22 protein-coding genes and 1 pseudogene are annotated in these 22,361 nt (G+C 72.6%); 18 read left to right on the forward strand and 5 right to left on the reverse strand.

What is annotated here, in order from left to right; genetic code table 11:
* Positions 1-84 precede the first annotated feature (84 nt).
* The 14 genes and pseudogenes from clpB (at position 85) to AB0B02_RS10510 (ending at position 11,801) form a co-directional block, all read left to right on the forward strand.
* Positions 85-2,676 (forward strand): ATP-dependent chaperone ClpB, encoded by a 2,592-nt coding sequence (gene clpB / locus AB0B02_RS10445; RefSeq protein WP_357299009.1) that lies wholly within the window; start codon positions 85-87, stop codon positions 2,674-2,676.
* A 202-nt stretch (positions 2,677-2,878) separates the two neighbouring features.
* A complete protein-coding gene (locus AB0B02_RS10450; protein WP_281933643.1) occupies positions 2,879-3,253 on the forward strand; it encodes a hypothetical protein in 375 nt (124 codons plus the stop codon).
* A gap of 83 nt (positions 3,254-3,336) precedes the next feature.
* Positions 3,337-3,969 carry a DUF4178 domain-containing protein gene (locus AB0B02_RS10455; protein ID WP_281933641.1) on the forward strand — a complete coding sequence of 211 codons (633 nt, stop codon included), beginning with the start codon at positions 3,337-3,339 and terminating at the stop codon, positions 3,967-3,969.
* 2 nt (positions 3,970-3,971) lie between these two features.
* On the forward strand, positions 3,972-4,466 hold the full coding sequence (locus tag AB0B02_RS10460; RefSeq protein ID WP_281933640.1) for a DUF2617 family protein: 495 nt from the start codon (positions 3,972-3,974) through the stop codon (positions 4,464-4,466).
* Positions 4,463-4,888 carry a DUF4247 domain-containing protein gene (locus AB0B02_RS10465; RefSeq protein WP_357299015.1) on the forward strand — a complete coding sequence of 142 codons (426 nt, stop codon included), beginning with the start codon at positions 4,463-4,465 and terminating at the stop codon, positions 4,886-4,888. The genes AB0B02_RS10460 and AB0B02_RS10465 overlap by 4 nt, the downstream gene beginning before the upstream one ends.
* Positions 4,889-4,918: 30 nt before the next feature.
* Entirely contained in the window at positions 4,919-5,341 is a 423-nt protein-coding gene (locus AB0B02_RS10470; RefSeq protein WP_357299018.1) for a DUF350 domain-containing protein, read from the forward strand.
* Positions 5,341-6,117 (forward strand): hypothetical protein, encoded by a 777-nt coding sequence (locus tag AB0B02_RS10475; RefSeq protein ID WP_357299021.1) that lies wholly within the window; start codon positions 5,341-5,343, stop codon positions 6,115-6,117. The genes AB0B02_RS10470 and AB0B02_RS10475 overlap by 1 nt, the downstream gene beginning before the upstream one ends.
* The gene (locus AB0B02_RS10480; protein WP_281933632.1) at positions 6,114-7,682 is read left to right on the forward strand and encodes a polyamine aminopropyltransferase; all 1,569 of its coding nucleotides are present in this window, start codon (positions 6,114-6,116) and stop codon (positions 7,680-7,682) included. Before AB0B02_RS10475 ends, AB0B02_RS10480 begins: the two co-directional genes overlap by 4 nt.
* A gap of 28 nt (positions 7,683-7,710) precedes the next feature.
* Positions 7,711-8,064: pseudogene (locus tag AB0B02_RS10485) on the forward strand (hypothetical protein); the annotation flags it as partial.
* Between the two features lie 137 nt (positions 8,065-8,201).
* Entirely contained in the window at positions 8,202-8,999 is a 798-nt protein-coding gene (locus tag AB0B02_RS10490; RefSeq protein WP_357299024.1) for a hypothetical protein, read from the forward strand.
* Positions 9,000-9,071: 72 nt separating this feature from the next.
* Positions 9,072-9,863, forward strand: coding sequence for a hypothetical protein (locus AB0B02_RS10495; RefSeq protein ID WP_357299027.1), 792 nt, complete (start codon positions 9,072-9,074; stop codon positions 9,861-9,863).
* On the forward strand, positions 9,860-10,669 hold the full coding sequence (locus AB0B02_RS10500; RefSeq protein ID WP_281933628.1) for an SDR family NAD(P)-dependent oxidoreductase: 810 nt from the start codon (positions 9,860-9,862) through the stop codon (positions 10,667-10,669). The genes AB0B02_RS10495 and AB0B02_RS10500 overlap by 4 nt, the downstream gene beginning before the upstream one ends.
* Before the next feature lie 157 nt (positions 10,670-10,826).
* Positions 10,827-11,366 carry an orotate phosphoribosyltransferase gene (pyrE, locus tag AB0B02_RS10505; protein ID WP_107162644.1) on the forward strand — a complete coding sequence of 180 codons (540 nt, stop codon included), beginning with the start codon at positions 10,827-10,829 and terminating at the stop codon, positions 11,364-11,366.
* Positions 11,367-11,423: 57 nt separating this feature from the next.
* Complete coding sequence (locus tag AB0B02_RS10510; protein ID WP_007073957.1) at positions 11,424-11,801, forward strand: metalloregulator ArsR/SmtB family transcription factor; 378 nt, start codon at positions 11,424-11,426, stop codon at positions 11,799-11,801.
* Between the two features lie 229 nt (positions 11,802-12,030).
* On the opposite strand, the gene AB0B02_RS10515 is transcribed toward AB0B02_RS10510, so the two are convergent.
* The 4 genes from AB0B02_RS10515 to AB0B02_RS10530 all read right to left on the reverse strand — a co-directional run bounded on the left by AB0B02_RS10515 (position 12,031) and on the right by AB0B02_RS10530 (position 18,664).
* Positions 12,031-12,813: a DedA family protein gene (locus AB0B02_RS10515; RefSeq protein ID WP_107162643.1), complete on the reverse strand. Its 783-nt coding sequence runs from the start codon at positions 12,811-12,813 to the stop codon at positions 12,031-12,033.
* A gap of 72 nt (positions 12,814-12,885) precedes the next feature.
* The gene (locus AB0B02_RS10520) at positions 12,886-15,402 is read right to left on the reverse strand and encodes a polynucleotide kinase-phosphatase (protein ID WP_357299032.1); all 2,517 of its coding nucleotides are present in this window, start codon (positions 15,400-15,402) and stop codon (positions 12,886-12,888) included.
* Entirely contained in the window at positions 15,399-16,865 is a 1,467-nt protein-coding gene (locus AB0B02_RS10525; RefSeq protein ID WP_357299035.1) for a 3' terminal RNA ribose 2'-O-methyltransferase Hen1, read from the reverse strand. Before AB0B02_RS10525 ends, AB0B02_RS10520 begins: the two co-directional genes overlap by 4 nt.
* Positions 16,866-17,095: 230 nt before the next feature.
* Positions 17,096-18,664: an LPXTG cell wall anchor domain-containing protein gene (locus AB0B02_RS10530; protein ID WP_357299038.1), complete on the reverse strand. Its 1,569-nt coding sequence runs from the start codon at positions 18,662-18,664 to the stop codon at positions 17,096-17,098.
* A gap of 168 nt (positions 18,665-18,832) precedes the next feature.
* On the opposite strand from AB0B02_RS10530, the gene AB0B02_RS10535 reads away from it, so the two are divergent.
* Complete coding sequence (locus AB0B02_RS10535; protein WP_281933618.1) at positions 18,833-19,318, forward strand: SigE family RNA polymerase sigma factor; 486 nt, start codon at positions 18,833-18,835, stop codon at positions 19,316-19,318.
* The gene (locus AB0B02_RS10540; protein WP_357299042.1) at positions 19,315-20,358 is read left to right on the forward strand and encodes an LCP family protein; all 1,044 of its coding nucleotides are present in this window, start codon (positions 19,315-19,317) and stop codon (positions 20,356-20,358) included. Before AB0B02_RS10535 ends, AB0B02_RS10540 begins: the two co-directional genes overlap by 4 nt.
* A 6-nt stretch (positions 20,359-20,364) precedes the next feature.
* Here AB0B02_RS10540 and AB0B02_RS10545 read toward each other — a convergent pair whose 3' ends face one another.
* The gene (locus tag AB0B02_RS10545) at positions 20,365-20,577 is read right to left on the reverse strand and encodes a hypothetical protein (RefSeq protein ID WP_281933614.1); all 213 of its coding nucleotides are present in this window, start codon (positions 20,575-20,577) and stop codon (positions 20,365-20,367) included.
* A gap of 136 nt (positions 20,578-20,713) precedes the next feature.
* On the opposite strand from AB0B02_RS10545, the gene AB0B02_RS10550 reads away from it, so the two are divergent.
* On the forward strand, positions 20,714-21,097 hold the full coding sequence (locus AB0B02_RS10550) for a phage holin family protein (protein WP_281933612.1): 384 nt from the start codon (positions 20,714-20,716) through the stop codon (positions 21,095-21,097).
* Between the two features lie 132 nt (positions 21,098-21,229).
* The gene (gene fbaA, locus AB0B02_RS10555) at positions 21,230-22,252 is read left to right on the forward strand and encodes a class II fructose-bisphosphate aldolase (protein ID WP_281933610.1); all 1,023 of its coding nucleotides are present in this window, start codon (positions 21,230-21,232) and stop codon (positions 22,250-22,252) included.
* Positions 22,253-22,361: the final 109 nt, after the last annotated feature.

Here is a 22,361-nt window from a genome sequence, read left to right on the forward strand (position 1 = left end):
CGGGTCACACACCCGGAGTTGAGCGGAATAGACTCAACTCTGGTTGTGTCATGTCCAGTGGACACGCCGATCCCGGGGGAGCCCATGAACACGGAACGCCTCACCACCAAGAGCCGCGAGACCATCACCGGTGCCGTCGCGCTGGCGAACCAGCGCGGTCACGCCACCGTGGAGCCCTGGCACCTGCTGCTCGCCCTGCTGGACACCGACGGCTCGACCGCCGCCGGCCTGCTGCGCGCCGTCGGCGCCGACGCCGCCGAGCTGCGCCGGGTCGCCCAGCGCTCGGTCGACGCGCTGCCCGCCGCGCGCGGCTCCAGCCTGGCCGAGCCGACGTTGGCCCGGGAGTTCGTCAACGCCATCGGCGCCGCCGAGCAGATCGCCCGGCCGCTCGGCGACGAGTACACCTCCACCGAGCACCTGCTGGCCGGGCTGGCCCGGGTCGGCGGCGCGGTCTCGGTCGCGTTGAAGAACGCCGGCGCCACCGAGGAGAACCTGGTCGCCGCGTTCCCGACCGTCCGGGGCGGGGACCGTCGGGTCACCACCGCCGATCCGGAGCAGACCTACCAGGCGCTGGCCAAGTACGGCGTCGACCTGACCGCCAGCGCCCGCGACGGCAAGATCGACCCGGTGATCGGCCGGGACTCGGAGATCCGGCGCGTGATCCAGGTGCTGTCCCGGCGTACCAAGAACAACCCGGTGCTGATCGGTGAGCCCGGCGTCGGCAAGACCGCCATCGTCGAGGGCCTGGCCCAGCGCATCGTCGCCGGCGACGTGCCCGAGTCACTGCGGAACAAGAAGCTGGTCTCGCTGGACCTGGGCGCGATGGTGGCCGGCGCGCAGTACCGCGGCCAGTTCGAGGAGCGGCTCAAGTCCGTGCTGGAGGAGATCAAGAACTCCGACGGGCAGGTCATCACGTTCCTCGACGAGCTGCACACCGTGGTCGGCGCCGGCAAGGGCGAGGGCTCGATGGACGCCGGCAACATGCTCAAGCCGATGCTGGCCCGCGGCGAGCTGCGGATGGTCGGCGCGACCACACTCGACGAGTACCGCGAGCACATCGAGAAGGACCCGGCGCTGGAGCGCCGCTTCCAGCCGGTGCTGGTCGGCGAGCCGACCATCGAGGACACCATCGGCATCCTGCGCGGGCTCAAGGAGCGCTACGAGGTGCACCACGGCGTACGCATCACCGACGCCGCGCTGGTCGCCGCCGCCGCGCTCTCCGACCGCTACATCACCGATCGGTTCCTGCCGGACAAGGCGATCGACCTGGTCGACGAGTCCGCGTCCCGGCTGCGCATGGAGATCGACTCGCGCCCGGTCGAGGTCGACGAGATCGAGCGGGCGGTGCGCCGGCTGGAGATCGAGGAGATGGCGCTGGCCAAGGAGCCCGACGCCGCCTCCGCCGAGCGCCTGGCGCGGCTGCGCAAGGAACTGGCCGACAAGCGTGAGCAGCTCACCGCGCTCTCCGAGCGTTGGCAGACCGAGAAGAGCCACATCACCAAGCTCTCCACCGCCAAGGAGGAGCTGGAGCGGCTCGGCGGCGAGGCCGAGCGGGCCGAGCGCGACGGCGAGCTGGAACGCGCCGCCGAGCTGCGCTACGGCCGGATCCCCACGCTCAAGGGTGAGCTGAAGCAGGCCGAGGAGGAGCTGGCCCGGCTCCAGGCCGACGGCGCGATGCTCAAGGAGGAGGTCGGCGCGGACGACATCGCCGCCGTGGTCGCCTCCTGGACCGGCATCCCGGCCGGCCGGCTGCTGGAGGGCGAGACCGCCAAGCTGCTCCGGATGGAGGAGTCGCTGCGGGCCCGCGTGGTCGGCCAGGCCGAGGCGGTCGGCGCGGTCTCCGACGCGGTCCGCCGCGCCCGGGCCGGCGTCGCCGACCCGGACCGCCCGACCGGCAGCTTCCTCTTCCTCGGCCCGACCGGCGTCGGCAAGACCGAGCTGGCCAAGGCGCTCGCCGAGTTCCTCTTCGACGACGAGCGGGCCATGGTCCGCATCGACATGAGCGAGTACGGCGAGAAGCACTCGGTGGCCCGCCTGGTCGGCGCCCCGCCCGGTTACGTCGGATACGAGGAGGGCGGGCAGCTCACCGAGGCGGTGCGCCGCCGGCCGTACTCGGTGATCCTGCTGGACGAGGTGGAGAAGGCCCACCCGGACGTCTTCGACATCCTGCTCCAGGTGCTCGACGACGGCCGGCTCACCGACGGCCAGGGCCGGACGGTGGACTTCCGCAACGCCATCCTGATCCTCACCTCGAACCTGGGGTCGTCGGTGATCAGCGACCTCACGCTCAGCGAGGAGGAGCGCCGCGAGGGGGTGCTCGCGGTGGTTCGGTCGCACTTCAAGCCGGAGTTCCTCAACCGCCTCGACGACATCGTGGTGTTCGCCGCGCTCCAGGGCGAGGACCTGCGGGCCATCGTCGACATCCAGCTCGACCGGCTGCGGCGCCGGCTGGCGGACCGTCGGCTCGGCATGGACGTCACCGACGCGGCCCGGACCTGGCTGGCCGACCACGGGTACGACCCGATCTACGGCGCGCGCCCGCTGCGCCGGTTGGTGCAGTCGGCCATCGGTGACCGCCTGGCGAAGGCACTCCTGGCCGGCGAGATCCGCGACGGCGACACGGTCCAGGTCGACCTGGCCGACACGAAGGACGCCCTGACCGTAACCGCCGCCTGACCCGCTCCACCCCGAAAGGCCCGGCCTCCCGGCCGGGCCTTTCCCCTACCCACCCCCTGCCGGCCGCACTTCCCACCCCCACTTCGTTGATCAAGGAGTTTGCGTCACCCGAAGGGCCCTCGGCCGACGCAAACTCCTTGATCAACGCCTGAGGGGGGAGGGGGAGGGGTGGGGAGGGGGTGGGGTGGGCACATAGTGGGGTATGAGTGGGAAGCGGGAGCTGGATCAGGCGGTGCGGGAGCTTGACGGGGCGGACACGCTGGCCTTCGGCGGGGTCGGGTTCGCCGGGCAGGTGCTGCCTCCGACCTACGCGTACCGGCGGCTGGAGCAGGAGCTGCGCGAGCACCCGGAGTCGGGCCGGAAGCGGGTCGAGCGGCTGCTGAAGAAGGGCTCGCCGGCGGGGAAGGCGTACGCGGCGACGCTGCTGGAAGCCGTCGATCCGGCGGCCGGCCGCAACGCCTGGGAACGGCTGCGCGACGACGACGGCGAGTTCACCACGTTCCACGGTTGCGTGATGGGCCGCACCACGCTGCGTGAGTACGCGGCCGAGCGGCTCGCGGCGGCAGACCGTAGCTGATCGCACACTCAGCGAACAGCGCTTCGGCCGAGGTGCGCGGGGTTGTTACCGTCTCCGCCAATGCAGGTTGGGGGGAGGCGGTCATGAACGGTTCGGTGGCGTACGTGGTGGCCACGCTGGGGTGCCTGCTGGGGGTGGCCGGCGTGGTGATCGCCGTGATCGCGCTGCGCAGGTCCCGCTCGGCGCCACGCCCGAAGGCGGCACCCGGTGACCCGTTCCGGGACCGGGACGCGGATGCGCTGCGCGGCGACCCGCGCGCGCTCAAGCCCGGCGACATCGTCGAGATCCGCCAGGTGCCGTACACCGTGCGCGGCTCGGTGCACCTGGTCGAGGGCGGCTGGAGCTGGGCGGAACACCTGCTCGACGACGCCGGCGGCGTGAAGCGCTGGCTCTCCGTCGAGGCGGAGCCGGACCTGGAGATGGTGCTCTGGACCAGCGAGCCGGGGGCCACGGTGACGCCGGGCGCCCCGACGCTGGAGATCGCCGGCCGCCGCTACAACTGGGACGAGTCCGGCCAGGCGCGCTACACCGCGACCGAGGGCACCGGCCTCGACCCGCGCGGCACCATGCGCTACTACGACTACCAGGCGCCCGGTGGGGCCCGGCTGTCGTTCGAGGCGTACGGCGAGGCCGGCTGGGAGGTGAACCTCGGCGAGGAACTGCGCCGCGCCGAGGTGATGATCTATCCGCAAGGCGGCCCGGACCAGGTGAAGTGAGCGTGCTCGTCGCCCTTCAGACCCCGTACGTCGACAGCCGCGCCGCCGACCTGAGCCTGACGCTCGGCGGCCCGGAGCTGCCGGCGCTGGCCGTCCGCGACGTCGACCTGCCCGGCGGGACCCGACTGCGGCTGCGCCTGCTCGGCGCCTCCCACCAGGTGGTCCTCGGCGGGCTGACCGAGACGGTCGCCTGCCTGCCCGGCCGCCGGCCGCACCTGCCGGACACGCTGCACGACGCGAACGCCGGCTACCGGTTCACCGCCACCGTGCTGCGGCCGGCCGGCGACGGCCTGCGCACCCGGGTCGCGGCGCTCCGCGCCGAACTGGCCGGCGACCCGTTCGCCCTGGTCGGGGTGTTTCCCGGCGACGAGGACGCGGTCACCGCGCTCGCCGTCCGACCCGACCCGCCGGGCGGCCCGGTCGCCTGGCGCACCTGGCACGCCTACCCCCAGACAAACGAGCTGGTCCTGACCGAGACGGTGGTGGAGGAGCTGTGACGTACCGACGGTGGTTCGTGGTGGGCGTGGCGGTCGCCGTGGTCGGCGCCCTGGTCGCCGCATTCGCGATCTTCTACGGCAACTTCTCACCACGCGGCTACGTGCAGGACCACTACTCCCGGGCGTCCGGGCGGGACATCGGCTCGCAGGCCGTCGCGTACACCTCGAACCGGTCGCCGAGCCAGGTCTCGAAGGAGATCACCGACACCTGGCAGCCAGCCGACCAGTACGTCGACGGCAGCGGCGTGTACCTGCGCTACGACGACGACTCGGTGGTGATCCTCCCGCTCGCCGTCGGCTCGGTGATCCTGCTGGAGCGGATGTCCACCGCGTACCCCCGGTACCACAGCGTCGTCGGCAACAGCTGGGGCTGGGGCCGAGGCAGCACCGTCCGGGGCGGCGGCCCCGGCGTCGGCAAGTAGCCCGTCCGACCCCCTCACCCTGGAGTTACTGTGCAGCATCTCGTCACCGATCTGCTGGTCACCCTCGCCTACGGCGTGGTCGGCGTGGTTCTGATGGCCGTCGGCTACCTGCTTGTCGACCTGGCCACCCCCGGCAAGCTCCACGAGCTGATCTGGGCCGAGCGCAACCGCAACGCCACGCTGCTGCTCGCCTCGAACCTGGTCGGCGTCGGCACCGTCGTGGTCGCCGCGATCGTGGCCAGTGACGACGACTTCACGCTCGGGCTGGTCGGCGCCGCCGCGTACGGATTCCTCGGTCTGGTGCTCATGGCGGCGGCGTTCGTGCTGCTCGACGTGGCCACCCCCGGCAAGCTCGGCGAGCTGCTGGTCGACCCGGACCCGCACCCGGCGGTCTGGATCTCCGCCACCGTGCACGTCGCCACCGGCGCGATCATCGCCGCCGCCATCAGTTGATGACCGGGAAGGCCACCACCCCGCCGAACAAGCGCCAACAGGTGCTGATCTGGACGGTGATCATCGGGGTCACGGTCGGCGCCTGCGTCATCGGGGCGATCAGGGGCGGCGAGAGCACCGACGTGCCCGCACCGACGACCGAGCAGCGGACCGCGACCGTGCCGCTCCTTCAGGCCGCGAGCACCGGTCAGGGCATCTGCTACGGCTGGGTGCTCTACGACTACAGCACCGAGATCAGCGTCGGCTCCAACCTCGGTGACCGGGTGCCGGTGCGGGACGATCCGCGGTGCCCGCGCTGGATCGAAGTCTCCGCGGTCGTCCGCTACACGTCCTCCAGCAGCGAGTCGCGGGACTCGGCGAGTGTCGGCGTCGACGGCTCCGCCGACATCGAACACGCCGACCTCTACCCGATCGCGACGGGCCTGAGCCGCTTCGGGTTGGACGAGGACGCCTTCGTCGACGAGCCCGGCTGGGCGATCACCCGATCGGCGACCGTGCTGCCGCTGCTCGCCGCCGAGGTCGGGCTCGCCGAGCCCGCCCCCGCCGCCGCGACGCCGACCGCCACGCCGAGCGGCACGCCGGCCCCGCTGCCGAGCGCCGGCAACGACCTGCTGCGGGACCGCAAGGGCTGGCTGTTCACCGCCGCCGGCCTGCTGCTGGCCGCCGCGCTGCTCATCGCCGTGGGCGTGCGGCAGCGACGACGGCAGCTCCGGGGAGCCGGGCCCGCGCAGCGCGCCGGGGCGGGACCCGCCGGGCGTACCCGGGAGGAAGCGTGACCGTCGACGTGCCCGCGCGGCCGCGGTGGCGCGCGGCCCGCGCGGCGGTCCTGCTCGCGGTCTTCGTCTGCGCGGCCTGCGGCCTGGTGTACGAGCTGGCGCTGGTCGCGCTCGGCAGCTACCTGATCGGCGACGCGGTCGGGCAGGCGTCGATCGTGCTCGGCGTGATGGTCTTCGCGATGGGCGTCGGCGCGCTGGTCGCGAAGCCGTTGCAGTCCCGGGCCGCGCCCGCGTTCGCCGCGATCGAGCTGACGCTCGCGCTGCTCGGCGGCCTCTCCGTGCTCGGCCTCTACGCGGCGTTCGCCTGGCTGGACCTCTACGGCCCGGCGCTGGTCGGCACCGCGTTCGTGCTCGGCCTGCTGATCGGCGCGGAGATCCCGCTGTTGATGGTGATGCTGCAACGCATCCGCGAGCAGTCGGCGGGCAGCGCGGTGGCCGACCTGTTCGCCGCCGACTACGTGGGCGCGCTGCTCGGCGGGCTGGCCTTCCCGTTCCTGCTGATGCCGATCTTCGGCCAGCTCAAGGGCGCGCTCGTGGTCGGCGCGGTGAACGCCGTCGCCGGGGTGGTGCTGGTCTTCACGGTGTTCCGCGACGAGCTGGGCCGCCGGGCGCGGGTCGGCCTCGGCGCCGGCTCCGTCGTGGTCGCGCTCCTGCTCGGGTACGCCTGGGTGACCGCACACGACTTCGAGGTGACCGCCCGCCAGCAGCTCTACCGCGACCCGGTGGTGCACGCCGAACGCAGCCGCTACCAGGAGATCGTGCTGACCCGCTCGGTGCGGGAGGTCGGCCACACCGACACCGACCTGCGGCTCTTCCTCAACGGTGACCTCCAGTTCAGCTCCGTCGACGAGTACCGCTACCACGAGGCACTGGTGCACCCGGCGATGCGCGGGCCGCACGGCGACGTGCTGGTGCTCGGCGCCGGCGACGGGCTGGCCGCGCGGGAGATCCTGAAGTATCCGGACGTGCGCTCGGTGACGCTCGTCGACCTCGACCCGGCCGTGGTGACGCTGGCCCGCAGCGAGCCGCAACTGCGCGACCTCAACCACGCCTCGCTCACCGACCCCCGGGTACGGGTGCTCAACCTGGACGCGTTCGGCTGGCTGCGGACCGCCACGCAACGCTTCGACGTGGTGATCGCCGACCTGCCCGACCCGGACGAGACGGCCACCGCGAAGCTCTACACGGTCGAGTTCTACGCGCTGGTCCGGCCGGTGCTGGCCCCGGGCGGGCGGCTGGTGGTGCAGTCCGGCTCGCCCTACTTCGCGCCCCGGTCGTACTGGTCGATCGAGCGGTCGGTGCGGGAGGCGGGGTTCGCGACCGTGCCGTACCACGTCGACGTGCCGAGCTTCGGCGACTGGGGGTTCGTGCTCGCCGCGCCCGGCGACGCAGCGCCGGAGCTGGCCCTGCCGGCCGACGCGCCGCCGCTGCGTTTCCTCACCCCGGCGGTGCTCGCCGCCGCCGCCACGTTCCCCGCCGACCGTGGCCGGGTGGACGTGCCCGCCTCCACGCTGTTGCAGCCCAGGGTCCTGGAGTACGCCCGCGAGGAGTGGCGCGGCTACTAGGTTTCGGAGCATGCGGGCACACCGCCGGCTGCCGACCCGGGCGATCGACGCCGCCGCGTACCTCCGGGCGTTCGTGCTCTCCGGTGTGGTCACCGTGCTGGCCGTCCGGGCCTACCTCCAGGCCGCCAACTACCCGCAGCTCGGCGGCGGTGGGCTGCACATCGCGCACGTGCTCCGGGGTGGCCTGCTGCTCGTCGTCGGCCTGGGCATCGCGCTGGTGTTCCTCGGCGGCGGGCCACGCACCGCCGGCGCGGTGGTCGGTGGCTTCGGGTTCGGGCTCTTCATCGACGAGGTCGGCAAGTTCGTCACCGCCCGCACCGACTACTTCTACGCGCTCGACCTGGTGCTCAGCGGCCTGCCCGGCGGGCTGACCGACAGGCGCGCTCGACCTGAGGCTGCTCGGCGTGGTCACCGCCGAGCACCGGCGGCTGCGCCGCGCCGCCGACCGCTGAGCCCTTCTGCCGTGCTCACCTGGCCCGGGATCGCTACGGTGGTGATCTCATCCAGGGAGGGAGAATCATGGTCGATGCTCCGGGCACCTCGCCCCGCGCGCGTCCCAGTGTGGTGACGCTTTCCAGTTGGCTGCTCATTCTCGTCGCCGCGATCCAGGTGCTGAACCTGATCGTGACGCTGTCCGTCATCGGCAAGATCCGGGACGTGCTGAAAGACGCGTACGCCGGCACCTCGGCCGAGTCGGCCGGCGACGTCGCGTACGCCTTCACCATCGGCACGTCGATCCTGTCGCTGCTGCTGGCGGCCGGTCTCGTCGTGTTGGCGCTGCTGAACAACCGGGGCAAGAACGCCTCCCGCATCACCACCTGGGTGGTGGGCGGCATCCTGTTCTGCTGCACCGGTGGCAGCCTGCTCAACGGCGTCTCCGGCGGCACCATGGGCGGCGGCAACACCAGCGGCGACCTGCCCAGCGGGCAGGAGATCCAGCGCCGGCTGGAGGACGCGCTGCCGTCCTGGTTCGCCCCGGTCAGCACGCTGCTCGGCGTCGTCGCGCTGCTCGCGCTGCTGGGCGCGCTGATCCTGCTGGCGCTGCCGAAGGCGAACGAGTTCTTCCGCAAGCCGAAGGCGGGCTGGGAGCCGCCGGTGCCGGGTGGCGCCTACCCGGCGTACCCGTCGGCACCGGGCCAGTCGGCCGACCCCGGTTACCCGTCGGCTCCGGGGCAGGCGGGCGACCCGGCGTACCCGGCGTACCCGTCGACCCCCGACCAGCCGCCGACCACGCCGCCGGCCGGACCGGCCGGACCGACCGGGCCGACCGGTCAGCCGGGCGAGCGCCGTGACCCGGAGCCGCCCTCCGGAAACTGACGTCCGGATATCAGCGACGCCGACGGTCCCTCCGAGTAGGTTGCAAGCCGACGCCTACCGGAGGGACCTGTCGTGTCGTACCCCGATCGGGCCGCGCCCCGCCGGCCGGGCACGGTCGTCGCGGCGGTGGCGGTGCTGCTGCTGATGGCGGTCGGCGCGGTGGCGTACGCGGCGACGAACCTGGTGATCGCCGGCGGCACGGTGGACCGCTTCCGGGCCGCCGCGGCGGGCACCGACGCGGGCGGGGACGACATCGACCGGGTCGCCGGCCTGCTGCGCGGCTCGACCGTGCTGGCCGCCGTGCTCGGCGTGCTGGCCGCGCTGCTGCTGGTCGGGCTCGCGCTCGGGCTGCGTTCCGGTCGCCCCGGCGCACGGGTGGCCACCTGGGCGGTCGCCGGGCTGGGGCTGCTCTGCGGCTGCTGCGGGTTCGCGACGCTGGTCGGGCAGCGGGCCGCCCCGCTGCGGCTCGGTGCCGACGACCGGGTCACCGCCGACCTGCTGGGGCTGGTCGGCGACGCGTACCCGAACTTCTGGATCGCGGCGAACGCGGCCATGTTGGTGGCGCAGATCCTCGGGTACGTGGTGGTCGCCGCGCTGCTCGCGGCGCCCTCGGCGAACGCCTTCCTGCGCCGTCCGGCCCCGGCGCGGTCCGGCCCGGCCACCGGCTACGGCGCGACCGTGTCCGGCGGGCCCGCCTCCGGGCCGACGCCCTGGGGCCCGCCACCCGGCCTGACCGCACCGACCGGGCCCTCAAACCCACCCGCGTCCGCGCCGCAGCCGCCACCCGCGTCCGCGCCGCCGATGCCGCCGTCCGCGCCCCCGTCGTCCCCGTCCGGCCCGCCCCCTCCGGAGGATCGTCCATGACCGACGCCGCCGCACCCGTCCGTCGCCGGGCCCTCATCACCGGCGCCAGCCTGGGGATCGGCGAGGCGTTCGCCCGCCGGCTCGCCGCCGACGGGTGGGACCTGGTGCTGGTGGCCCGGGACGCCGCCCGGCTCGACGCGCTGGCGGCCGAGCTGACCGGCCGGCACGGCGGCGAGGTCAGGACCGTGCCGGCCGATCTGTCCACCGACGACGGTTGGGCCGTGGTCGAGCGCCGGCTGACCGCCGGCCCGCCGGTGGACCTGCTGGTGAACAATGCCGGGGTCAGTCTGGACACTCCGTTCGTCAGGTCGGCGGTCCCGGACGAGGTGCGGTTGGTGCGGCTCAACGTGCTGGCGGTGCTCCGGCTCACCCACGCGGCTCTCGGCCCGATGATCGAACGAGGTCATGGGGCAGTGATAAATGTCTCTTCGGTTGCGGGGTTCGGGGTGCCCATGCCGGGATCGACATACTCCGCCAGCAAGGCGTGGGTGACCAATTTCAGTGAGTCGATCGGCCAGTCGGTGGCTCCGCTCGGTGTACGCGTGATGGCGCTCTGCCCCGGCTACACCCGTACCGGAATCCACGAGCGAACCGGCATCGACATGTCCCGACTGCCCGCCTGGGCCTGGCTGCGGGCCGACTCCGTCGTCGATGAAGGGCTGCGTGACCTGGGCAAAGGCAAATTGGTGAGCGTTCCGGACTGGAAGTACAAGCTGGCCGTGGCCGGGCTGCGGCACGCGCCGAAACGGCTGCTGCGCGGCTTCACGCGCGACACCCGGGGAGCTGTCGACCGGGCTGGTGGGTGACCGGGCGGTGCACCCGGCGATCGGGTCGATCCGTCGCCGGGCCGGGATGGACGGTCGCACAGCGTAGCCGGGCATCGCCACTCGTCGGTCGCCCGGAGGGTTGACGGCGGTGGGCCCCGCAGACGGCGTACAGACTCGGGAAGTACGCTCTATCGCCATGGGCGACCACGACGACCTGCGTAAATTCATCACTGACCTGGCTGTGGTCCACGGTCGGGTGGTGCTCTCGTCGGGCCGTGAGGCGGACTGGTACGTCGATCTGCGTCGCGTCACGCTCCATCACCAGGCCGCTCCCCTGATCGGCCGGGTGATGCGCGACCTCACCGCGGACTGGGCGTACGACGCGGTCGGTGGCCTGACCCTGGGCGCCGACCCGGTGGCCGTCGCGATGCTGCACGCCTCGGCCGGCACCGACCGCCCGCTGGACGCCTTCGTGGTCCGGAAGGCGGGCAAGGCGCACGGCCTCCAGCGCCGGATCGAGGGGCCGGACGTGTCCGGGCGTCGGGTGTTGGCGGTGGAGGACACCTCGACCACGGGCGGAAGTGTGTTGACCGCCATCGAGGCGTTGCGTGAGGCGGGCGCGGAAGTCGTGGGCGTGGCGGTTATTGTTGATCGAGGCGCCGGCGACGCGGTGCGAGCCGCCGGACTGCCTTATCGGGCGGCCTATACGTTGGCTGACCTCGGCCTTGTGGCCTAAAAGTTTGCCGATTCGGATCTGCTGATATGCAGGCGGATCGATGCTGCTGGTGGAAGGATGGAATACGTGGGAACTGCGTTGGCTGAAATGACCATGCCTCAGATCTCGCCGCTTGCCGGCGAGCCGATCGAACGCGCCGACGCCGAGCGGCTGGCGGGGGTCCTCAAGGCCCTCGCCGACCCCGCCCGGCTGCGGCTGCTCAGCCTGATCCAGTCGGCTCCCGAGGGGGAGGCGTGCGTGTGTGACCTCACCGCGCCGCTCGGCCTCTCGCAGCCGACGGTCAGTCACCACCTGCGTATCCTCACCGAGGCCGGCTTGCTGGAGCGGGAGAAGCGCGGTGTCTGGGCGTACTACCGGCTGGTGCCGACCGCGATCGCCACGATCGCGGATCTGCTCACCCCGCCGCGGAAGCGGGCCACCAAGAAGGCTCGCTGACACCACGGCCCGTTTGCGGACGGGTCGGCCGGCCGGGTCCCGGCGCGCTGACACGCGCGTCGAACCCGACAGGCCGTTCCGCCCGGATGTGGGTGACCGGTGGCGTGCCAGGGGTGGCGCCATCGACGCACGGTGACGGCTGTCGTCATCCGTGTCACCCGCGACCCGACAGGTCAGACGCGAAGGCCGGCCCCCGCCCGGGGGCCGGCCTTCGGTGTGTCCGAACCGGTCAGCGGCGGTGCTGGCCGCCGTGCCCGTGCGGGTGGTCGTCGCCGTCGAGGGCGTCCCGGGCGGCGTCCACGGCGCCGGCCGCGGTCGCCGCGGCGATCACCGCGACCGCCTCGCCGCGCTTGCGCGCCCTCCGGTCGCGGAGGAACTCGAAGAAGATCGGCAGCACCGAGATCAGGATGATCAACGCGACGACCGGCAGGATGTACCTGTCGATCTTGTCGCCGATGGCGTCGTAGATCTGGCGGGCCAGCAGGTAGCCGATCAGCAGGATGCCGTCCACCCAGAGGACCGCGCCGACCACGTTCCACACGAAGAACTGCCGGGCCGGCATGCCGAGCACCCCGGCCACCGGGTTCAGGAACGTCCGCACGATCGGGATGAACCGGGCCAGCACCACGGCCTTGGCCGGGCCGAACTTCTGGAAGTAGTACTCCGCCTTCGCCACGTACTCCCGCTTGAACAGCCGGGAGTTGGGCTTGTCGAACATGCGTCGGCCGTAACGCGCGCCGAGCCAGTGCCCGAGCTGCGCGCCGGCGATCGCGCAGATCGGGCCGCCGATCATCAGCCCGGCCAGCGACAGCCGGGTGCCGTCACCGAAGATGGCGTCGGCCACCGGCGAGGCGGCCACCCCGGCCAGGAAGAGCAGCGAGTCACCCGGGAAGAAGAAGCCGACCAGCAGACCGGTCTCGGCGAACAGGATCGCCCAGACGCCGATCATCCCGAAGGTGTGGATGAGGTCCTTCGGGTCGAGCGGGTTCAACGCCACGTTCTCGGAGATCATCCGGGTCTTCTCTGCTGTGTCCACGGCCACATAGGGTACCCGCCCACCCCCTGCCCCCGGGGTGGGCGGGGGTCAGAGGCGCGGGTCGACCGGCTCGGACTCGCAGGCGAGGATCGCGAACACCAGCTCGTGACGACGCCAGAGCGGAGCGTCCTCGGCGAGCGCGTCCAGGGCGGCCAGGCCCAGGCCGTGCTCCCGCAACGCCAGGCCGCGCTTGCGGCCCAGCGAACGCTTGCGCAGCGCGGCGAGCTGCGCCGGCTCGGTGTACCCGGGACCGTAGATGATCCGCAGGTACTCCCGACCCCGGCACTTGATCCCGGGCTGGAGCAACGAGCCCTTCGGCGACCGGGCGGCCAGGCCGGCGTACGGCTTGACCACCATGCCCTCGCCACCGGCGGCGGTCAGCGCCAGCCACCAGTCGGTGGCCGCCGACACCGCCGCCTCGTCGGCCAGCTCCACCACCAGCCGCCGGGTCGGCGTGAAGAACTCCGGGTCGGCCGTGCGGAGCCGGTCCGCCAGCGCCAGATGCCAGCCGTGGTTCCGGTCCGCGTAGCTCGCCCCGGCACCGGCCAGCACCGCGAACGGGGCCAGCGTGACGCCGCGCAACCCGTCCGTCGGACCGACGTACGCCCGGTACGCGGCCGAGTACGCCGTCACCTCGGCGGCCCGCTCGGCCATCCGCGCCCGCAACCCGTCCACCGGCAGCCCGCGCCCGCCCGCGGCGTCCAGCGTGGCCAGCACCGCCGGCAGCGCCGCCCGGCCGGCCGCGCCCACGCTGGCGTACTGCTCGCGGATCAGGCCGCCCGCCTTCGCCGACCAGGGCAGCAGCTCCGTGTCGAGCAGCAGCCAGTCGGTGTCCAGTTCGGCCCAGAGACCGGCGGTGGTGACCGCGGCGCGCACCCGGGCCAGCAGCTCGTGGTCGAGCGGCGGCCCGAAGAACGGCCGGCCGGTACGCGTGTGCACCGCCCCGCCGCCGAACCGGCCCGGCTCCCGTTCCACAAGCACCACGGCGCGGGAGCCCATGTGCTTCTCCTCGCACACCACCCGGTCGACGCCGGCCGCGCGGTAGTCGGCGAACGCCTGCGCCGGGTGCTCCAGGAACCCCTCCACGGTCGACGTGGAGCAGGGCGCCATGGTCGGCGGCAGCCACACCAGCCGGCCGGGGTCCAGCGCGTACCGGCTCATCACCTCCAGCGCGGCGGCGGCGTTCTCGGCCGGCACGGTCAGCGACCCGTACGCGTGGGTCAGGTGCCGCCGACCGGTCACGTCCGCCACGTCCAGCACGGTGTCCGGCCGCGCCGGGGCGGGCGGGACCAGCGGGCGGGCCGGCGCGTACCACTCCCGCTCCGCCGGGACCGCCACCAGCTCCTTCTCCGGGTAGCGCAGCGCGGTCAGCTTGCCGCCGAACACGCAGCCGGTGTCCAGGCAGATCGTGTTGTTGACCCACTCCGGCTCCGGCGTCGGCGTGTGCCCGTACACGACCATGGCCGAACCCCGGTAGTCGCGCGCCCACGGGTAACGCACCGGCAGGCCGTACTCGTCCGTCTCGCCGGTGGTCTCGCCGTAGAGCGCGAACGACCGCACCCGGCCGGACGCCCGGCCGTGGTACGCCTCCTTCAGACCGGCGTGCGCCACCACCAGCCGGCCGCCGTCGAGCACGTAGTGGCTGACCAGGCCGTCGATGAACGCCTCCGCCCCGGCGACGAACTCCGCCGGCTCCGCGGCGAGCTGCGCCATCGTCTCGGCCAGGCCGTGGGTGAGCCGCACGTCCCGGCCGCGCAGCTTGCGCAGCAGCTTCTGCTCGTGGTTGCCCGGCACGCAGATCGCGTGCCCGGCCGCCACCATGCCCATCACCAGGCGGAGCACGCCGGGCGAGTCCGGGCCGCGGTCCACCAGGTCACCCACGAAGACCGCGGTACGCCCCGACGGGTGTGACGCGTCCACCGGGCGGCCCGCGTCGTCGCGGCGCAGCGCGTACCCGAGCCGGGACAGCAGCGCCTCCAGCTCTGCGCGGCAGCCGTGCACGTCCCCGACGATGTCGAACGGGCCGGTCAGCTCGCGGCGGTCGTTGAACAGCTTCTCGTAGCGGACCTCGGCCGCGTCGATCTCCTCGACCCCGTGCAGCACGTGCACCTTGCGGAAGCCCTCCCGGGCCAGCCGCCCGTACGACTGCCGCAGGTCACGCCGCATCCGGGTGAGGACCTGCCGGCCGTGCGTCCGGTCGGTGCGCGCCTCGGTGCGTTCCCAGGCCACCGTCTCCGGCACGTCCAGCACGATCGCCACCGGCAGCACGTCGTGCTCCCGGGCCACCCGGATCAGCCCGGCCCGGGCGTGCGGCTGGAGGTTCGTCGCGTCCACCACGGTCAGCCGACCGCGTCGTAGCCGGATGCCGGCCACGTGGTGCAGCGCGTCGAACGCGTCGGCGGACGCCGACTGGTCGTTCTCGTCGTCGGCGACGAGGCCACGGAACATGTCCGAGGAGAGCACCTGGCTGGGCGCGAAGTGGCGGCGGGCGAACGTGGACTTGCCGGCGCCGGAGACGCCGACCAGCGCCACCAGCGCCAGCTCGGGAATGTCCAGAACGGTCATCGGCTCGTCTCCTCCTTCCGGTCGTCGCGGTCGTTCCGGGTGAAGACCGCCAGCTGGGTGGGGCTGCCCACCTCGGGGTCGTCGTCGCCGACGCCGCCGATCGTGGCGGTGTAGCCGTGCGCCGCCGCCACCCGGGCCACCCAGGCCGCGAACTCGGGCCGGGTCCACTCGAACCGGTGGTCGGCGTGCCGGAACCGGCCGGGCGCGAGTCCCTCGTAGCGGACGTTGTACTCCACGTTCGGGGTGGTCACCACCACCGTGCCGGGGCGGGCGTGGCCGAACACCGCGTCCTCCAGCGCCGGCAGCCGGGGCGGGTCGAGATGCTCGACCACCTCCATCAGCACCGCCGCGTCGTAGCCGCGCAGCCGGTCGTCCCGGTAGGTCAGCGCCGACTGCCGCAGGTGGATGCGGTCCCGCTGCCGCTCCGGCAGCCGGTCCAGCCGCAGCCGGCGGGCCGCCGTGGCGAGCGACCGGTCGGCCACGTCGACGCCCACCACCTCGGTGAACCGCCGGTCGGCGGCCAGCGCGGTGAGCAGCGCGCCACCACCGCAGCCCAGGTCCAGCACCCGGCTCGCGCCGCTGTCGCGCAACGCGGCGAGCACCGCCTCCCGCCGGCGTACCGCCAGCGACGTGCGACGCGGGTCCGCGTCCCCGGCCGGCGCGTCCTCGGCGGCGCCTGGGTCGACGCTGTCGTCGGCGGACGGCTCGTCGGCCAGGCGCAGCTCGGCCAGGCGGGCCAGCGCCGCGCCGGCCAGGGCCCGGCGGTGCGCCAGGTAGCGGCGGGTGATCAGGCCCCGCTCCGGGTGGTCGGCCAGCCAGCCGGAGCCGGCCCGCAGCAGCTTGTCCACCTCGTCCGGGGCGACCCAGTAGTGTTTGGCGTCGTCCAGCACCGGCAGCAGCACGTACAGGTGGTTGAGGGCGTCGGCGAGCCGCAGCGTCCCGGTCAGCGTCAGGTCTACGTAGCGGCTGTCACCCCAGTCCGGGTACGTCTCGTCGAGCGGGACCGGGGTGGCCGTCACGGTCCAGCCGAGCGGGGCGAAGACACGTACCGCCAGCTCGGCACCGCCCCGGCAGCGCAGCACCGGCACCCGTACGGTCAGCGGGAGGTCGGTGGCGGCCAGTTCGGGGCGGTCCCGGGACTCGCCGCGCAGCGCCGAGCGGAACACCTTGGTCAGCGCCGAGGAGAGCAGGCTGGAGGCGGCGTACGGGCGGTCGTTGACGTACTGCCCGAGCGTGAAGCCCTCCGGGGAGGTCGACTGCCGGCGGCCCCGGCCCCCGCCCAGCTTCAGCGGGTCCACCTCGACCAGCAGCGCCGCCGTGCACCGCGCCTCGTCCGCCTCCGGGTAGAACACGTGCGCGGTGCCGGCGGGCAGGTCGAAGCTCTGCACGCGGTCCGGGTGCTTGACGAGGAGGTGGCCGAGGTCGGTGGCGGGGCGGTGGGTCGTGGTGAGGGTCAGCAGCACTTGGTTGATGTTCCTTGATCTTTGCCTTGGTGTCGTGGGGGTTTCCGGGGGAGCCCGACCCGCTCCGGGCGGTCAGGCTTGATCCCTGCGCGGGTCGGGCTCCCCCGGAAACCCTGTCGTGGTCGTTTCCCGTCGGACCGTGCTGCTTTTGGGTCTTTCTTTCGGGGTGCTCTGGATGTGGGGGTGCCCCGCCGACCGGTGTGGTCGGCGGGGCACCCGGTGTGGTTCGGTCAGGCGACGAAGCGGGTCTTGCGGCGGCGGGCCACCACGTAGCCGCCGAAGCCGGCGGCGAGCAGCAGCGCGCCGATGCCGGCGATCAGGCCGGTGGAGGAACCGGTGATCGGCAGCGTGCCGCCGTCACCGCCACCCTGGCCGCCGTCGCCACCCGGAGCGGCGTTCACGACGAGCTTCGCGGCGTCGTTGGCCTTGTTGGTGTCGTCCTGGAAGCCCTCGCACTCGCACTTGGCGTTGATGACCACCGCGCCGGTCGCGTTCGGCACGACCTTGTCGATGCGCAGGCCCAGCTCGACGGTCTGCTCCTCGCCGGCCTGGATGAAGATGTCCGGGTAGCAGCGGTAGGCCTTGGCGCCCGGCGTACCCGGCTCCTGCCAGTCGCCGTCGTTGCCGTTGAGCGGCATGCAGTTGTCGGGCACCTCGACCGCGGTGGTGCCGGTCGGAACGGTAACGTCGATCTTGGTGACCGGCGAGCCGCTGCGGCCGAAGTCGAGCGTGGCCGGACCGTTGTTACGGACGCCCACGGTCGCCTTGACCACGTCGCCCTTCTTGCCGGACACCGAGTCGCCGATGGCGGCCAGGTCGACACCGTTCTTGCCGGTGACCTTGACCTCCATGCCGGACCAGTTGTTCTCCGGGTTCGGGTCGGCCTGGAAGGAGCGGGCCTGCACGGCGGACTGCTTGGTGAGCACCAGCGGCCCCTCGGTGCCCGGCTTGCCGACCGAGATGTCCTGGCTGTCCAGGTAGTCGGTGAAGTCGTCGAACTCGGCGACCGTCATCCAGTTGTGGTACGCGTAGTCGGCGCCCGGTGCGTACGCGTCCTTGGCGACCGTGTAGGGCACGGTCGCGGCGAACGTCTCGCCGCCGGCCACTGTGAGGTCCGGGAAGGAGCAGGTGCGCAGCCAGTCCTCCACGTAGGTGCAGTTGCTGTAGTGCTTGCTCGTACGGATGCCGTAGTCCTGGTCGAAGACGACCACGGCGCCCTTCGCGGTGGTCTCACCCGCGTTGCGCACGGCCAGCGGCGCGGTGAAGGAACCACCCGGGGCGGCGCTGCGGGTCACCTCGGGGCCGCCCGCCAGGTCGACGCCCTCACCGATCTTCACGGTGGCGGTGTGGCTGGCCGACGTCACGCCGTCGGCGCTGACGGTGACCTTCAGGTCGCCGGAGTCGCCGTCCCTCGCGCCTGCGGCCGGTGCAATGTTGATGTTGAGCAGGCCGGCGATGCCCCACTCGTCGATGCCGACCTCGAAGTGCTCCTGGCAGAGCAGGACGTTCTTGGCCGGGGCGGTGCAGTCGCCGTCGATCTCCGGGGTGATCTTCGCCTTGCCGGCGAGCCCGGAGTAGTCGTAGCGGACGGTCAGGTTGTTCACCACGACCGGCTCGCTGGCGTACACGTAGGGCGTCTCGATCTTGCCCTCGCTGCCCAGGGCGACAGTGGTGTTCGGGAAGTAGAGCGCGAGCTGGACGGCCGGATCCGCGGCCGACGCGGGAATGGCGGAGGCGGCGACGAACGCGCCTGCGACGCCCAACCCGGCGAGCCAGCGCCGGGTGGAGTTGCTGAGCATGTAGGGGGTCCTCCCGTGGGGATGATCAGGTGGAGCCCGTGGAGCTTAAAGATTCCTTAAGCCGGCCCGGTGCCCCGAACGGCGAACATTGACCGAACGGTTGATCACCGCCGCCGCAATGTTCGGTGCCCCCGGGCCCGTCTATCGAGCGGGACACCGGGAGGTGCAGTGACGTACGAGGAGTTCGTCGACGCGCGGCTGGGCGCGCTGCTGCGGTACGCGGTCATGTTGACCGGCGACCCGCACCAGGCCCAGGACCTGGTGCAGGAGACCATGGTCCGGGTCCAGCTCCACTGGCGACGGGTGGCCCGCGCCGACGCGCCGGAACGGTACGTGCGCCGGATGCTCACCAACCAGTTCGTGGACTGGCGGCGCGGCTCGTGGGCCCGCCGGGTGCTGCTGCGTGGCGAGCCGGACGACGCGGTGCCCGCGCCCGCCGACCACGCCCAGTCCGCGGTGGACCGGGACCAGGTCTGGTCCTGGCTGTCCCGGCTGCCGCGACGGCAGCGCGCCGCGCTGGTGCTGCGCTACTACGAGGACCTGTCCGACGCGGAGATCGCCGACGTGCTCGGCTGCGCCGTCGGCACCGTCCGGTCCAGCATCTCGCGCGCCCTGGCCACGCTCCGAGCCGAACACGTGGAGGTCTGCTCATGATCGAGGACGAGCTGCGGGCCGCGTTCGCCCGGTACGAGGCGCTGACGCCGTCCACCGGCCCGGTCCGGGCCGCCATCGACCGGGCGGTGGCCCGTCGACGTCGTCGCCGTCGGCGGGTACGCCTGGCCGGCACCGCGCTGGCGGTGGCCGCCGTCGCGCTCGTCGGCTTCACCGTGGTGGCGCCCCGACCACCACAGCCCACGCCTCTCGCCACCGCCGCGCCGTCGCCGCCCCCCGCCACCGCGCTGAACGTGCTGCTGCTCGGCCTGGACCAGGCGGACGCGAGCCGGGCCGACTCGATCGTGCTGGTGCACGTGCCGGCCGACCGGAGCCGGCTCTACCTCGTGTCCATCCCGCGTGACCTGCTCGTGCCGATGCCCGGCGGCGGGACGGACAAGCTCAGCGCGACCTTCGCCCTGGGTGCCGGGTCGGGTGACCTGGCGGCCGGCTACCGGGCCACCCGCCAGGCGGTCACCCGGCTGACCGGGGCGCGGGTGGACGCCGGGGCGGTGCTCACCTACCAGGCCACCCGGACGCTCACCGACGCGGTCGGCGGCGTACCGGTCTGCCTGCCGGCGGCGGTGCGCTCGGTGCACACCGACCGGCGTTTCCCGGCCGGCTGTCAGCGCCTCGACGGCGCGCAGGCGGTGGACCTGCTCCGACAGCGGTACGGCCTGCGCGACGCCGTGCTGGACCGGGAACGCAACGCGCTCCGGTACGCGGCCGGCCTGCTCCGCCAGATTCACGAGCAGGGGATCACCACCGATCCGGTACGCCTCGGCCGGCTGGTCGGCCAGGTCGGCCCGGCCCTGACCACGGACACCGGTGACCTGTCCCTGCCGGCGCTGCTCTCCGTGGCCGTTCGGGCGGGCACCGCCGACCCGGTCGCGCTCGGCCTGCCGGTCCGCTACCAGGAATGGACGGCGCGCGGCTTCGAAGCGGACCCGACACTCGTCGACGGCTTCCTGGCCGCGTTGCGTGGCGACCGGCTGGCCGACTGGACCGCCGCCCACCCGGCGCAGGTCGTCAGCCTGCGCTGACCATCGTCAGCGGTAGTCGTCCTCGTCGGCGCCCACCACGCGGGCCTGCTCCATGGCGTCCCAGTCGGCGACCTCCAGGCCCCGGTGCGGCTCACCGTCGGTGTCGTCGAGGGTGGCCGGGGCGGCCTGCTCGACCGCGTCGGCCGGCTCCGCCTCGGGGTCCCGTTCCTCCGGAGCGAGGTGGTCGCTCGGGGCGAAGTCCTCGTCGGGCTGTCCCATCGTCCCTCCCTGCGTCTCGTTCCGACCGTGTCCCCACCACCGTACGGGCTGGTCCGGGCCACCGCTCGGAGCCGGGCGAAGCGCGGAGTCGGCGATTGCGCTACCCGGCGCGTGGCCGGAATGCCAGGATGGTCACGTGGGCTTCCTCATCCGGCTGGCGATCACCGCGGTCGCGCTGTGGGTGACCACGCTGATCGTGCCCGGGGTGCATGTCACCGGCCGCAACGGCGGCAACACGGTGTTCACGCTGATCGTGGTGGCGCTCGTCTTCGGCGTGGTCAACGCGGTGCTCAAGCCGCTCATCAAGGTGTTCGGCTGTGTGTTCTACCTGCTCACGCTCGGTCTGTTCGCGCTCGTGGTGAACGCGTTGCTGTTCCTGCTGACCGACTGGATCGCCGGCGTGCTGCGCCTGCCGTTCCACGTCGACGGCTTCTGGGCCGCCTTCTGGGGGGCCATCGTGGTGTCGGTGGTGAGCTGGCTGATCAGCGTCGCCGTGCCGGACCGTCTGGAGGAACGGTGAGCGGTGCCCGGGTCGGTTGTGTCCCGCGTTCGCTTCTACGGGATACTGCCCGCGGTGGACAGCGCGGTCCGGCGCACCCGAGGAAAGACGACGGCCTGTACGGCCGAGAGCGGTAAGTAAGGAGCGTTCGACATGCCCATCGCTTCCCCCGAGGCTTACGCGGAGATGCTGGACCGGGCCAAGGCCGGCCGGTACGCGTACCCCGCGATCAACGTGACCTCCTCCCAGACGCTGAACGCGGCGCTCAAGGGCTTCGCCGACGCGGAGAGCGACGGCATCATCCAGGTCTCCACCGGTGGCGCGGAATACCTGTCCGGCCCGTCGGTCAAGGACATGGTGACCGGCGCGACCGCGTTCGCCGCGTACGCGCACGAGGTGGCCAAGAACTACCCGGTGACGGTCGCGCTGCACACCGACCACTGCCCGAAGGACAAGCTGGACAAGTTCGTCCGGCCGCTGATGGCCATCTCCCAGGAGCGGGTCAAGAACGGCCAGGAGCCGCTGTTCCAGTCGCACATGTGGGACGGCTCGGCCGTGCCGGTGGCGGAGAACCTGGAGATCGCCGAGCAGCTCCTCGCCGAGGCCGCCAAGGGCAAGATCGTCCTGGAGATCGAGGTCGGCGTCGTCGGTGGCGAGGAGGACGGCGTCGAGAACGCCATCAACGACAAGCTCTACACCACCGTGGACGACGGCCTGGCCATGGTCGAGGCGCTCGGCCTGGGCGAGAAGGGCCGTTACATGGCGGCGCTGACCTTCGGCAACGTGCACGGCGTCTACAAGCCGGGCAACGTGAAGCTCCGCCCCGAGGTGCTCAAGCAGATCCAGGACGCGGTCGGCGCCAAGTACGGCAAGGAGAAGCCGCTCAGCCTGGTCTTCCACGGCGGCTCCGGCTCGCTGCTGGAGGAGATCCGGGAGGCGCTGGACTACGGCGTGGTGAAGATGAACATCGACACCGACACGCAGTACGCCTTCACCCGCCCGGTCGCGGACCACATGCTGCGCAACTACGACGGTGTGCTGAAGATCGACGGCGAGGTCGGCAACAAGAAGCAGTACGACCCGCGGGCGTGGGGCAAGCTGGCCGAGGCCGGCCTGGCCGCCCGCGTGGTCGAGGCCTGCGAGCACCTGCGCTCCACCGGCACCCGGATGAAGTAACGCGCTCCGCGTGAAAGGAGGGGCCCCTTGTTAACAGACGTCTGTTAACAAGGGGCCCCCCCAATAACAAAAACAGCAGCGGGAACGCCCCCCCGGCGACGGCGGGGAG

This window comes from Micromonospora sp. NPDC049240, assembly GCF_040647835.1.
Classification (GTDB): domain Bacteria; phylum Actinomycetota; class Actinomycetes; order Mycobacteriales; family Micromonosporaceae; genus Micromonospora.